This is a genomic window from Micromonospora sp. NPDC048830 (genome assembly GCF_043198215.1).
Classification (GTDB): Bacteria; Actinomycetota; Actinomycetes; order Mycobacteriales; family Micromonosporaceae; genus Micromonospora.
In genome coordinates this window covers 20,476-33,400 of sequence record NZ_JBICUP010000060.1, presented here as the reverse complement: position 1 = coordinate 33,400, position 12,925 = coordinate 20,476, and the positions used below count along the sequence as shown (strand labels likewise).

Below are 12,925 nucleotides of genomic sequence, written 5' to 3'. Positions count from 1 at the left end.
GGAATACCGACTTGATCACGTCACACCGAAGTCATGATCACCTACAACACCGGCGACTCAGGACGGTGCCCACCACCGTTTCTGTGCCAGAGCCGTAACGTGATCCACCTCGACACCCCGCTCATGTCCTGCTCGCCGTCCGGGACCGGACGAGCCAGGCCCTGCCGTGGCGGCGGATGGTCGTCCACGCCAATAATCACGGCCCGCTGAGGCGATGCACGATCGGTGTGGTGGACTCGTACAGCGCGAGGTAGTCGGCGTAGAGCGCCTCGTACCGGTCACGGTGCCGAGGGTTCGGCTCGATCGAACGCACCGGCGGGTTCCAGGCCGCGGTGTTCGCTGCCGCGCCCGTCGCGGCCGCGGCCAGCATCGCGTCGCCGTAGGCGGCCCCGGTCGTCTCTCGAGGCAGGTGCTGCACCAGGCCGGTCACATCGCTGACGATCTGGGTCCAGAGGTCGCCGGTGGTTCCGCCGCCGACGGGCACGACTCGGGCCGGCGCTGCCCCGGCCTCGCGCATGGCCGCGATGTTGTGCCGCACCCCCTGGGCGACCCCTTCCAGTGCCGCTCGGTAGAGGTGGCCACGGCTGTGGCCGAGGGTTAGTCCGGCCACCACGCCCCGCGCCCGAGAGTCGAAGATCGGTGTGCGTTCCCCGGCCAGATACGGCAGCATGAGCAGCCCGTCACTGCCGGCCGGGACCGCGGCCGCTTCCTTCGTCAGCGTGGTGTAGTCAGCGCCGGTCAGGTCGGCCAGCCAACCGGTGACCGATCCGGCGGTGGCCATGCCGGCGGCCAGGCAGTTGACCCCGGGACGTAGGCCGACGGTGGGCCACAGCCGGCTGCTGGCCAGCGGCCGGTCGGTCATCGCAACGAGGAACATGGTGCTGCCGTACATCAGCATCAGGTCGCCGGGCGCCCGAACCGCGACGCTTTCCGCCTCGGCCCAGGCGTCGATCGTGCCGGCGGTCACCGGCAGACCGGCCGGCAGGCCGGTCTGCCGGGCGGCCTGTGCGGTGATGCGGCCGGCTACCTCGTTCCCCCAGCGCAGCGGGGGACGCCATACGTGTGGAGCGATTTCGTCCCACCAAGCGGTGTCCCAGTCGCCGGCCCGCTGGTCGTAGAGCGGGCTCACCTGGCTGGCCGAGTGGTGGTCGAGCACGTACTCGCCGGTGAGCCGGTGCACCAGGAACGAGCTCGCCATGAGCAGCATCCGAGCGCGGGCGAAGACCTCTGGCTCGTGCCGCGCGAGCCAGTACAGCTTGGGTCCGATCGCCTGGGAGGTGAGGATCGATCCGCGGCGGACGATCTCGGCCGCACTCCACCGGGCGGTGAGCAGCCCGATTTCCTCCTCGGCCCGGGTGTCGATCCCGTAGAGGATGGCAGGCCGTAGCGGCCTGCCGGCCCCGTCGGCGGGGAGCAGACATGGTCCGATGCCGCTGACCGCGAGGCCGGCCGGTCGATGACCGGGATCCGCCGTCAGCTGGGCGATCACCCGTCGGAAGTCGTCCCACCAGACCGACTCGGGGTCATGCTCGTACCAGCCGGGCCGCGGGTTGCTCAGGCCGTGAGTGATCTGCGCGCGGGCTACCACCCGGCCGTCGGCGGCGACGGCGACGCCCTTGGTGCTCGCGGTGCCGATGTCGACGCCGAGGTAGACGTCCATCAGAGCAGCGGGCCGTGGTCGGGGTGGCTGCCGCAAAGGCTGACCCGCATGCCCATCTCGTGTGCGGTCAGCGCCTTCGCGGCGAGCAGCTCATCGGCTGCCGCTGCGCTGGTGGCATAGCTGACCTGGATGTGGTTCGACCGGTGCCGGGCCATGAACTGGTCCCGGGTGACCCCGTGCAGCACGGCGTGCATGATCGGCCATTCCCGGGTGGTCGCGGCCCAGCGCCGCTCGGTTTCCTCGCGCGGCAGCGTCACCACGGTGGCCCGGCCGAGGTCCATGTGGAGCTCGCCGCCCTCGACAAAAATCCGCGACCAGACCAGCTCGCCTGGCTTGGCCACCCCCCGTACGGTGCCGCCGCCGAGCCGGAAGTAGAGCGGTGGCTGGCGCATCGAGTCGGTGCCGGCGTACCCGCCGATGTGGTGTTCCGGCGGTACCGCGCCGGAGATTTCGAAGACCCAGACGAAGTCGTCCACTGTGCCGCTGGCGTCGTGGTCGCCCCACCGCACGTCGTGCAGGGTGGTCTCCACGGGCTGCCCGAGCCCGCCGGCCAGCCGGGTGGTGAGCAGGGCGTCGAGGCCGGCGCATTCGTCGACCTCGTTGAAGTGGGTGATCGGGGCGCCGTCGCGGATGATCGCGCCGTTTTCGTCGGTGACCGGCGGGCGGTCGGCGTTGTTCAACAGGCCTTCTGCCAGGTCGGAGGCGGGCAGTACGTCGGCGAGGCCGAGCTGGTACTGGATGCCGATGACGTCGCAGCGGAACCGGTCGGCGATGCGGGCGGCGGCGGCGTACATCCGCAGTTGCAGCAGGACCTGCTCGCGGGTGAGTTCGGTGGCCTCGTCGGTGCCGAAGTGGAAGGTCATGCCGCGGTCGGTCAGCCACCTCAGGGCGGCCACCGCCTCGTCCTCGCTGGCCCGCATGGTTTCGGCGTACAGGGCGGACTGGGACAGCCGCTCCTTGAAGACGTTGAGTGGGAACAGCAGTTCATCCGGGATGATCGCGTTGTACATGCCCATGCAGCCCTCGTCGAAGACGCCGAGGATGGCGCCTTCCCGGCGGAGCCGGGCGAGCACCTCGTCGGCGGCCTGGCGTGCCCGCCCGCCGACGGCGGACGCGTCGAACGGCGTGACGTGGCTGAGGTCGTGCTGGATGCTGCCCTTGGTCAGCCATTCGTCGAGGCGTGCGCCGAACCAGTCGTCGGTGAAGGTGCGGCTCCACAGAGTCTGGAACGGTCGTCCCGCCTTGGCCAGCGAGGCGTTGAGGTTGAGCAAGCCGACCAGACCGGGCCACTCCCCTTCCCAGTTGGCCACGGTGAGGATCGGGCCGCGGTGTCGCAGCAGCCCGCCGAGGACCTGCTGGGAGAACATCCACACACCCTCGGCCATCACCACCGGAGCGTCCGGCGGCAGCGCGCCGAGCACCGCGAGGCCCTGCGCCTGGCTGGCGATGAAGCCGTGCCCTTCCGGCGTGTCCGCCGGGTGCGCCCGTTCCAGGGTGACGCCCCGCTTCCGGAACGCCTCGGTGAGGAGTTCCTCGAACCGCTGTTGGGCGGGCCAGCAGAGCTGGTTGGCCGACAGCCGCTGGTCGCCGTTGGCGACGAGGTACGCGTGTTCGATCATGACGCCTCCACGGGGTAGCGACGGGCCATCTCGGCGAGGGAAGCGGGTTGGTAGTCGTCGGCATGGCCGGCCTGCCCGAAGAGCCGCATGCGTTCGGCGACCATCCGCTGCATCGCCTCGCGCCCTGGGCTCAGGTAGTAGGCCGGGTCGACGTTGAGCCGGTCCGCGCCCAGCGCCTGCCGCACGGCGCCGGTGAAGGCCAGGTGCGAGTCCATGCCCTGATTGATCTTGCGGACGCCCATCGTGATGGACCGGACCTTCTCCGCGTCCGGCACGCCCCATGACTCGGGCAGGCCGGCGCCGTATCGGTTGTTCTGCTCCCGCAGCTGCGGCGGCAGCGATGACGAGCCGTGCATGACCAGGTGGGTCTGCGGCACCAGGTTGCTGATCTTCTCGATCAGCGTCATCTGCAGCACGGATCCATCCGGGGGTGCGTCGAACTTGTAGGCGCCGTGCGAGGTGCCGATCGCCACGGCGAGGGCGTCCACGCCGGTGGCGGCGACGAATTCCCTGGCCTGGTCGGGGTCCGCGAGCACGATCGGCGCGCGGGACCCGTCGGTCTTGGATCCGCCGATGGTGCCCAGCTCGCCCTCGACGGAGATGCCGCGGCGGTGGGCCTCCGCCACCACCTCGGTGGTCACGGCGAGGTTCTCGGCGAAGGAGGATGGTGTGCCGTCGGCGCGGAGACTTCCGTCGATCATGACGCTGGTGAAGCCGTTGTCCATTGCCCGCCGGCAGATGGCGGGGTCAGGGCCGTGGTCCAGGTGCAGCACCACGGGCAGCTGCCGGTAGCCGTCGATCAGGTGGTGCAGCGCGGACCAGAACCGTTCGTCGCTGCGGTGGGCGGTGACGCCGGCCAGCGAGGCGAGGATGACCGGGGACGAGGTCTCGGCGGCGGCGTCGAGGACCGCCTCGGCCTGCAGCACGTCGCTGACGTTGAACGCGCCGACGGCGTACCCACCGCGTCGCGCCTCGTCCAGCGCCTGCCGGAGAGTGGCCAGTGCCATTGAGGGATGTCCTTTCTCAGAGCGACGTGGTGATGCCGAGCGAGTTGTAGTCCAGGACGATCGGCTTGTCGGTCAACGCCCGCGCGTGCACCAGCACCTTGGCGGCGCTCTCCACCGCCACGGTGGTCTTGAACGCGTCGCGCAGGTTCTCGCCGACGGTGAGCAGCCCGTGATTCGCCCAGACCACGGCGTTCAGGTTTCCCATCACGTCGCACATCGCGTCACCGAACTCGGTGCGGTTGCTGAGGGCGAACGGCATGATCGGGACGTCGCCCTTGGTGTAGATGACCATGTTGACCAGGGCACCTGTGATCGGCTGACCGGCCACCCCGAAGACGTTGGCGAAGACGGGCTCGGTGTGCACGATCGCGTTCACGTCCGGCCGCCGGCGGTAGACCGCCAGGTGCACGGTCACCTCCGAGGACGGCTGGTGTCGTCCCTCGATGACGTTGGCGTCGGCGTCCACCACCACCATGTCGTCGGCCGTCATCCGGTCGTATTCCAGGTCGGTGGGGGTAATCAGGAAACGGTCCTCACCGGGCAGCCGGACGCTGATGTTGCCCTGGGTGTTGAAGTTGAGGCCATAGCGCATGGACAGCAGGCAGTAGTCCAGCACGTCCTGCTTGGTCTGCTGCAGGTCGAACTCGGTCACCGGGTCTCCTTTGGATCGGAAAAACTACGGTCGTGCGGCATGAGGGTTGGGTAGAGGTCACGGAACCGGCGCGACTGCGTGGCGTACCACTGGGCCGTGTCGGGGTTGGGGCGGGCGACCGGCAGACAGGCCGGTACGGGCAGGTCAGCGAGCGACGGATAGCGGCCGATGCCGACGCCGGCCTGCAGGGCCGCGCCGCGGGCGGCCGCGTGCCCGGGCACCGGGGTCAGCGGAAGGCCGGCTGCCGAGGCGCGAATGGCCAGTGTCCGTGGGCTGCGGGCGCCGCCGCCGACGGCGTGTACGGCGCCGATGGTTACGCCGCGCCCGGTGAGGGCGTCGGCGATCTTGCGCAGCTCGAAGGCGGACGATTCAAGGAACGCGCGGGCGAGCTGCTCGCGGGTGGTCTCAAGGGTGAGCCCGACGACGGCGCCGCGGGCCCTGGGGTCGTTGTCGAGCGTCCCGGATCCGGCGAAGTACGGCAGCACCAGCACCTGCGGCGGCTCGGGGGACGCCGACTCGAACAGGGCGTCGCATTCTGCCGGCCCGGCGGCGCCGGCCAGCGTGGCGAACCAATCCAGGGCCCAACCGCCGGCGGCGGTGCCGGCCAGGGTGAGCCAGCGGCCCGCGCCCATCGGGTACGAGGCCAGGCCGGTGCCGACGAGTCCGCCGGGGCGTACGGGTGATCCCACGGTTAGGCAGTCGCTGGATCCGAAGGAGAAGACCGCCGTCGCGCCGAACCGACCACCGCCGCCGAGGAACGACGACGCCTGGTCGTGCGAGCCGACCACGAGCGGCAGGCCGGCCGGTAGCCCGGTGGCCGTGGCCGCCTCGGCGCTGAGCTTGCCGATCATGGTGCCCGGCGGGACGACCTCGGGCAGCAGGCCGGCCGGGACCCCGGTGGCGGCGAGCAGGTCGGCCGACCAAACGCCGCGGTCGACGTCGAAGCCTCCGGTGCGGGCCGCCATGCTGCTGTCCAGCGCGGGCCGCGCGCCGAGCCGGGCGGCGACGTAGTCCCCGAGGCAGCGGTAGCCGCGCACGTCGGTGCCGGTCCAGGCGGGAATCTTGTAGATGGAGAACATCGGGTGTGCCGGCTGGCCGGTGATTCGCTGCACCTCGCCGGCGCCCAGCTCCGCGGCGACCCGCTGGGCCAGGTCCGCGCCGCGCCGGTCCATGCTCACCGGGGCCAGCGCGAGCGCGTGGCCCTCGGCGTCGACCGGTAGGACCGCCTCGCCCTGCACGCTGAACGAGATGGCCTCGGGCGGGTCGGCGGTCACCGCGTCCCGGGCGGCCACGTCGGCGAGCAGCGCGGTGGCCGCGGTGAGCACCTCGTCGGGGTCGGTCTCCACGAGGCCGGGCGCCGGCCGGTGCAGTGCGGCCGCGCGGGAGGCGCCGGCGATCTCGGCGCCGTCGGCCGAGACCGCCACCACCCGTACGCCGCTGGTGCCCAGGTCGACGCCGAGTAGGCTCATTTGATCGCTCCGGACAGGCCGTTGACCAGGTGCCGCTGGACCAGCAGGAAGACCACCACGATCGGGATCGAGATGAGCACCAGGATCGCGAACAGTGCGCCCGGCTGGCTGAGGAAGGTGCCGCGGTAGGCCAGCGGGATCAGCGTCAGCGGCTTGAGCTTGTTGTCCTCGAGGGTGACCAGTGGCAGAAGGAAGTCGTTCCAGGACGACATGGACTGCCAGATCGCGACGACGGCGAGGGCAGGCCGGCTCAGCGGCAGGTAGATCTTCCAGTAGACGGAGAACTTGGTGGCGCCGTCCAGCAAGGCGGCCTCGTACAGCTCGTTCGGCACGGCGAGGAACGATGTGCGGATGATGATGACCGCGAACGGCAGGCCCAGTGCGGTGTAGACGAGCACGAGGCCGGCGAGATCGTTGTACAGGCCCATGGCTTGCAGGATTTTGAAGGTGGCCACCACGATGCTGGACATCGGCAGGATCAGCGCCAGGGTGAGGGCCCCGAAGATCACCGCCTTGAGCGGTACGCGGAGCCGGGCCAGCGCGAAGGCGGTCATGGAGCCGAACAGGATGACCAGCAGCACTGACGGGACGGTGATCAGCAGGCTGTTCACCAGGTTTCGCAGGATTGGGTTGTTAGTCCAGATCTGCACGTAGTTGCCGAGCGACGGTTCCTGTGGGATCAGCCCGAGGGCGGTGGTGCCGGGGTTCGAGGTGGGCAGCAGCGACAAACCGACGACCATGACGAGCGGGATCAGCCAGAGCACGGCCAGCGGGGCGAGGACCGCGTGGGCCCAGTGTGGGCGGCGGCGGTGCGCTCGGACCGGTGCGTAGCGGCCGGGTGCCGCTGCGGTCGCCGGGGTCGCCTTGATGTCAGCGGTCATTTCTCGTCTCCGGTGAGGAAGCCCGACCCGAACGCCCGCACCAGCGACAGCGAGCTGATCACCGCGATCAGCAGCAGTACCACGCTGATGGTCGAGGCGAACCCGACGCTCTGCAGTTGGAAGGCCTGCTTGAAGGTGTAGGTGGGGAGCATCTCGGAAGCGTGGTTGGGTCCGCCCTCGGTGAGGACGTAGACGAGTTCGAAGGTCTTCAGCGAGCCGATGATGCCGAGCAGCAGCAGGGACAGGTGGGTCTGTCGGAGCAGGGGCCAGATGATGCTGCGGATGGTGCGCCAGGTACCGGCACCGTCGATCTTGGCGGCTGCCAGCACGCTGTTGTCGATGAGCTGCAGACCGGCCAGGTAGAACAGCATCGAGAAGCCGGTCCACATCCACACGTTGACGACGATCGCCGCGAAGATGGCGGTCTTCGGGTCGGCCAGGTAGCCGTGCACCAGGAAGTCGAGTCCGGTGGCCCGGCCCAGCTTGGCGACCACACCGTTGAACGGGTCGAAGATGCGCTGCCAGACGATGCCCACGACGACCGGGGAGAGCACGGCGGGGATGAAGAAGATGGCCCGGTAGATCGCCCGGCCGCGCAGCTTCTCGTTGAGCAGCATGGCCAGGAGGAATCCGATGAGGGCCTGCGGGATGATGGTGAGCAGGATCCACCAGCCGGAGTTCTTCAGGGTGGTCAGGAAGATGGGGTCCTGGAACAGCCGGGTGTAGTTGTCGAGACCGACGAACCTGCCCGGGTTCACCCCGTCCCAGTCCAGTGTGCTGGCCTGGAAGTTGTAGATGATCGGGTAGACGACGAAGATGCCGAACAGAACGATGGCCGGCAGCAGGAAGAGGATTCCGGTACGCCACTCCCGGGGCGCGGTGCGGTGGTGATGGGTGTGGTCACTCATTGGTCAGCTCCGTGGCCGGATGAGGGTGTGGGTCACACCCTCATCCGCCTTGTTCGGGCGGCGTGGGCCGCTCAGCCGTTGACCTTCTGCTGTTCCGCCTGCACCTTCTCGGCGGCCGCCTGGGGCGTCAGTTCGCCGGTGGCGATGCCGGAAAGCGCGTCCCCGAGCGCGGTGTCCATCTGCGGGGTCTTCAGGTAGCGCGAGTACTTCACCTGCGGCATCCAGTCGGAGGTCAGGGTCGTCCAGATCTGCTGCTGCTTGTCGCTGGTGAACTTCTCCGGGTTCAGGCCGGTCACCGCGGGCAGGTCGTTGAACGTGTTGACCAGCTTCTGGGCGCCCGCGCCGGCGATCCAGTCGGTGAGCACCTTGCACGCCAGGTCGGGGTCCTTGGTGTTCTTCGAGATCCCCAGCGAGACGTCGATGCCGCCGACGAGCTGCGGCTGGGCGGCGCCCCCCGGGATGGTCGGGAACAGGAACGGCTGGTAGCCGGACATGCCCTCGGACAGCGGCGGCAGCCCGGTCTTGGTCGGGTCGGACTGCTGGATCCACCAGGCGCCGAGCGGGATCATCGCCGCATTGCCCGCCTCGAACTGGTTCGCGCCGGTCGGGTACGCGTCCAGGCCGATCGCGCCCTTCTGGGCGATGCCCTCGGTGAAGAGCTTGCCCCAGTAGTCGAACGCCTCGACGATCTTCGGGTTGGTCCACGTGTCAGAGCCGTCCTCGGCTTTGTAGACCAGGCCCGGCTCGATGTTGTTGGCGATCTGCAGGAAGACGACGTTGCGCAGCCAGCTGTCCTTGGCGGGCAGCATGAACGGCGCGTATTCCCCGCCCTTGAGCTGGTTGACCGTCGACTTGAGCTGGTCCCAGGTCTGCGGGATCTGGGCGTGCTTCTCCTCGAAGATCTTGGTGTTGGCCCAGAGGTTCACGGTCTGCACGAGCAGCGGGAGGGCGTAGAAGTTCTCGTCGCCCGCCGGGTTGCCCATTCGGGCCTGCTCAAGGCCGATCGGATAGAACTTCTGCTGCCAGTCGGCGCCCCACGTCTTCTCGGCGCAGTCCTGCAACGGCATGAGGTTGGTCCGGTACTGCTGGGTGAGGGCGCCGGGTTGGAGCCCGACCATGTCGGGCATCGTGTTGGACGCGACCCGGGTTTGCAGGTCGACCAGGTACTCGGGGTAGTTGAAGATGGTTGCGTCGATCTTCGCGTCCGGGTTCGCCTGCTTGAACGCCGCGATCATCTGCTGGGTGGTCTGTTCGATCGGACTCCACGACCGGAAGGTCAGGGATCCCGACCCGCCGCTGGTGGACTGGTTGTCACTCGCACCGCCGGCGCATGCGGCGAGCCCGAGGGTGAGCGCTGTCGCCGCAGCAACGGCGCCAAGTCTTCTTTGCCGCTTCACTGTCAGGTCCTTCCCACGGACGGGGCCATAGGCGGCCCGTGGATGTAGACGATTACATGACCTGGACCACAGACACAACCCCCTCCCATGCTGGACTTTCACCCGTAGCCGCAACAGTAGGTTCACAGGTCGGCAATCTTCCACGCCTGACCATGGAGCCTCTTGCTGGCTTTGGTTGCAATCGATTACATTCCCGCTCGTGGCTCATCGACCGCCGCCCGCCCTACGGGTAACCTGTGTTCACCCCATCCCCGGAACGCCGCCGCGAAGGGCCTGCCTTGACCACCATTCGTGACGTGGCCCGGCTCGCCGAGGTGTCCACCGCAACGGTGTCGCGCGTCTTCGCCTCCGACACCGCTGTGCGACCGGACACCGCCGACCGCGTGCGTCGCGCCGCGCGAGAGCTCGGCTACGTGCCGAACTCGCTGGCCCGATCGCTGCGCCAGCAGACCTCGGCCACCTGGGCGCTGATCATCGCGGACATCGAGAACCCGTTCCTCACCCAGGTCACCCGGGGCGTGGAGGACGTGGCCCAGTCGGCCGGGTACTCGTTGCTGCTGTGCAACACGGACGAGAACCCGGAGAAGGAGGACGGCTACCTCGGCATCGCCGCGCAGTACCGCGTGTCCGGGGTGCTCATCACGCCGACCTCGGCGACCAGCCGGGTCGACCGACTGCTGTCCCGCGGCCTGCCGGTCATCACCATGGACCGGCCGTTGCGGCAGGACCTGCCAGTGGACACGGTCCTGATCGATTCGCGTCGCGCGGCCCGAGCGGCGGTCGACCGCATGATCGCGCACGGCCACCGCCGGATCGCCTGCATCACCGGACCGCAGCGCGTCTTCACCGCCAGCGAGCGGGTGCTCGGCTACCGGGAAGCGCTCCAGGACGCCGGCCTGCCCATCGACGAGGACCTAATCCGCTACGCCGACTTCAACGAACAGGGCGGCCAGCAGGCCGCCGGCGGCCTGCTGGACAAGACGGCGATCCAGGCCATCCTGGTGGCCAACAGCATGATGGCGGTCGGCGTCCTGCGCGTGCTGCGCGACCGGCATCTGACCCCCGGCGTGGACGTCGAGGTGGTGGTCTTCGACGACGCGCCGTGGACCGGGCTACTCACTCCGGCGATCTCGGTCATCCACCAGCCCGCCTACGAGCTGGGCCAGGCGGCCGGCAGGTTGCTGCTCGAACGGCTACGCTCCCCTGACCAGCCGGCCCGGACGGTGATGCTGAACGCCACCCTGCCACCGGACGGTGAGGCGCCGCTGCCCCGCGTGCGGCGGCCCGACCTGGCCGCCGCCGATCCGGTCACCTCGGCAATCCTGACCCGTCCGGCCCACCTCAACCCGTGAGCCCGAGCCGAAATCCGAGACGCTGGTCGCCGCAGTCGGGGTGACCTGGTACGCGCCGGCCCGTCCCGCTCCGGCCGCGGTGACGGGCACCGGCCGGTAGCGAAGCGCCCCACCTCAGGGGCCGAGGTGCGCGTACGCGGCCCACAGGTCGGCGCGGCTCGATCACCGCGGGCAGGTAGCGGTCGCCGTCCAGCGCCTCGGTGATGGCTCGGTCGTGCCAGCCGGGGCGCTCAGCGTGCGGGACGAACGTCATCAGGTGGTCGTAGGAGTACCGGTCGGGGTGCTTGCGGTAGTCGGCCCAGGCCGTCTCCAGCGCCTGATCGCCGTGACCCACGGTCGCCATGTGTGCGAAGGCTGCAATTCGCAGTCACACCGCTGCGGCCGCCCCCATCCGACGCGGATCGGCGCAGGATCGGATAAGTCCGGATTCGGGATCGATCGTGATGCCGTCGAAGTTGCCGGTCATCGAGTTCCACGGTCCGATCTCGCGCATCCACAGTCGATTGCGGCTCGCCCATCCTCGAATCTCATGCCGCACGTTTTCGGCGAAGCCCGATTCGATTGTCGTCCCCGGCACCCAGCCTCGCGACGGATCGTGCGGACGGGCACCGAACCGCGGCTCGGCGACACTCTGCTCGATCGTCATCCCGAAGTCCATAAGGTTCACGAGATTCTGCAGCACGCACGCGACGAGCGAGACCGAAGGGGAACCGGACGCGATCACGGGCTTGCCGTTCCGCAGCACCATACTCGGCGCGAGATAGATCGTCGCTCGCTCCCCCGGCTGGGGCATCACCCGCTGGAAGAACGAACCACCTCCCGCGAGCTGGAACCCCTCGGCGTACAGTCCGTTCACCCACGGCGAGGCCATATGCGAGTGAGTCAGGGTCGCCACGTTGTGATCGGCGTCCACCACCGAGAGATGGATCGTCCCCGGGGTCGGTGGTGCCGCAGTCACCGGATTCGCGAGCGTGTCGAGCAGTTCGAAGCGCTGACGCCCATACTCCTTCGACAGCAGCACGTCCATCACGCGCCCGCTGTCACGGAAACGCTTCTCTCGAGGAGCGGCGTAGTACACCGCGTTGTGGGCCGCGATGAGCGCGGACAACGTCTTCGGAGACTGGCTCGCCGGGCCCAGGGCCGGGAGATCCAGGTTCTCCAGGATGTTGAACGCCTCCACAACCTGCAGTCCGCCGTCGTCCGGCGGCGCCGACCCGATGATCTCGAATCCGCGGTAGCTGCCGCGCACGGGCGCGGCCCATTCGGCGCGATACGCCTCGAAGTCGTCCAGTGTGATGACCCCGCCGTCGGAGTCACTGGCGGCGCAGAACGCCCGGGCGAAGTCTCCGAGGTAGTAGCTCATCCCCTCATCGCGCAGTCGTTCCAGTGTGCGTGCCACGCGCTCCTGCACCAACGGCTGGCCGGGACCAATGATCGAACCGTCACGGAAGAACATCTCCCGGGACTGCGGATTGCGACCCAGGTTCTCCCGCGCATGATACATCTCGCCGAACAGGTAGGATGAGACCGCGAACCCTTCTCGCGCCACGTCGATCGCGGGCTCCAGGAGCCGACCGATCGACAGGGAGCCGAAACGCTCATGAGCGGCCAGGAAAGCCGGCCACCAACCCGGGACAGGAACGCCGCGACCACGATGGAGATCGGCGCCGACGAAGTCGGCCAGCTCCGCCAACGGCGCGTTGATGTTCCCCGACAGATAAGCTGCCTCCCCCGTGGCGGCTTCGCGATACACCAGCGAGATGCCGCCGGTGATGGACGTCATGTGGGGTTCGGTGACCAGCTGTGTGGCCGCGACGGCGAGCGCAGCATCCAACGCGTTTCCGCCATCGCGCAGCACCGCCGCCCCCGCCTCGACCGCGATCGGCTCGGAGCTGACGACCATTCCGCGGGTTCCGGTTGCGACCTGCTTGACCCCGTAGCGCCCGGGTGTCGCGTATTCGCTCTTCACGGTTGAGACTC

The 12,925-nt window shown here is 69.0% G+C and carries 11 protein-coding genes; 1 reads left to right on the top strand and 10 read right to left on the bottom strand.

Annotation, left to right across the window (positions count from 1 at the left end; all coding sequences use genetic code 11):
- Positions 1 to 196 precede the first annotated feature (196 nt).
- The 8 genes from ACGFIZ_RS30875 to ACGFIZ_RS30840 form a co-directional block, all read right to left on the bottom strand.
- Positions 197 to 1,660, bottom strand: a complete 1,464-nt coding sequence (locus tag ACGFIZ_RS30875; protein WP_393425755.1) for an FGGY-family carbohydrate kinase — start codon at positions 1,658 to 1,660, stop codon at positions 197 to 199.
- Positions 1,660 to 3,279: a fucose isomerase gene (locus ACGFIZ_RS30870; protein WP_393425752.1), complete on the bottom strand. Its 1,620-nt coding sequence runs from the start codon at positions 3,277 to 3,279 to the stop codon at positions 1,660 to 1,662. Before ACGFIZ_RS30870 ends, ACGFIZ_RS30875 begins: the two co-directional genes overlap by 1 nt.
- The gene (locus ACGFIZ_RS30865) at positions 3,276 to 4,286 is read right to left on the bottom strand and encodes a ketose-bisphosphate aldolase (RefSeq protein ID WP_393425749.1); all 1,011 of its coding nucleotides are present in this window, start codon (positions 4,284 to 4,286) and stop codon (positions 3,276 to 3,278) included. Before ACGFIZ_RS30865 ends, ACGFIZ_RS30870 begins: the two co-directional genes overlap by 4 nt.
- A 16-nt stretch (positions 4,287 to 4,302) precedes the next feature.
- Positions 4,303 to 4,938: a class II aldolase/adducin family protein gene (locus tag ACGFIZ_RS30860; RefSeq protein ID WP_347671010.1), complete on the bottom strand. Its 636-nt coding sequence runs from the start codon at positions 4,936 to 4,938 to the stop codon at positions 4,303 to 4,305.
- A complete protein-coding gene (locus ACGFIZ_RS30855; RefSeq protein WP_393425745.1) occupies positions 4,935 to 6,407 on the bottom strand; it encodes an L-fuculokinase in 1,473 nt (490 codons plus the stop codon). Before ACGFIZ_RS30855 ends, ACGFIZ_RS30860 begins: the two co-directional genes overlap by 4 nt.
- Positions 6,404 to 7,288, bottom strand: coding sequence for a carbohydrate ABC transporter permease (locus ACGFIZ_RS30850; protein ID WP_393425742.1), 885 nt, complete (start codon positions 7,286 to 7,288; stop codon positions 6,404 to 6,406). Before ACGFIZ_RS30850 ends, ACGFIZ_RS30855 begins: the two co-directional genes overlap by 4 nt.
- A complete protein-coding gene (locus ACGFIZ_RS30845; protein WP_393425739.1) occupies positions 7,285 to 8,196 on the bottom strand; it encodes a carbohydrate ABC transporter permease in 912 nt (303 codons plus the stop codon). Before ACGFIZ_RS30845 ends, ACGFIZ_RS30850 begins: the two co-directional genes overlap by 4 nt.
- Before the next feature lie 71 nt (positions 8,197 to 8,267).
- The gene (locus tag ACGFIZ_RS30840; RefSeq protein ID WP_393425736.1) at positions 8,268 to 9,593 is read right to left on the bottom strand and encodes an ABC transporter substrate-binding protein; all 1,326 of its coding nucleotides are present in this window, start codon (positions 9,591 to 9,593) and stop codon (positions 8,268 to 8,270) included.
- 278 nt (positions 9,594 to 9,871) lie between these two features.
- Here ACGFIZ_RS30840 and ACGFIZ_RS30835 point away from each other — a divergent pair, with 278 nt between their 5' ends.
- Positions 9,872 to 10,945: a LacI family DNA-binding transcriptional regulator gene (locus ACGFIZ_RS30835; RefSeq protein WP_393425733.1), complete on the top strand. Its 1,074-nt coding sequence runs from the start codon at positions 9,872 to 9,874 to the stop codon at positions 10,943 to 10,945.
- On the opposite strand, the gene ACGFIZ_RS30830 is transcribed toward ACGFIZ_RS30835, so the two are convergent.
- The gene (locus ACGFIZ_RS30830) at positions 10,935 to 11,288 is read right to left on the bottom strand and encodes a hypothetical protein (protein WP_393425730.1); all 354 of its coding nucleotides are present in this window, start codon (positions 11,286 to 11,288) and stop codon (positions 10,935 to 10,937) included. The two genes, ACGFIZ_RS30835 and ACGFIZ_RS30830, sit on opposite strands and share 11 nt — an antisense overlap.
- Positions 11,289 to 11,312: 24 nt before the next feature.
- Positions 11,313 to 12,914, bottom strand: a complete 1,602-nt coding sequence (locus ACGFIZ_RS30825) for a gamma-glutamyltransferase (protein ID WP_393425727.1) — start codon at positions 12,912 to 12,914, stop codon at positions 11,313 to 11,315.
- Positions 12,915 to 12,925 lie beyond the last annotated feature (11 nt).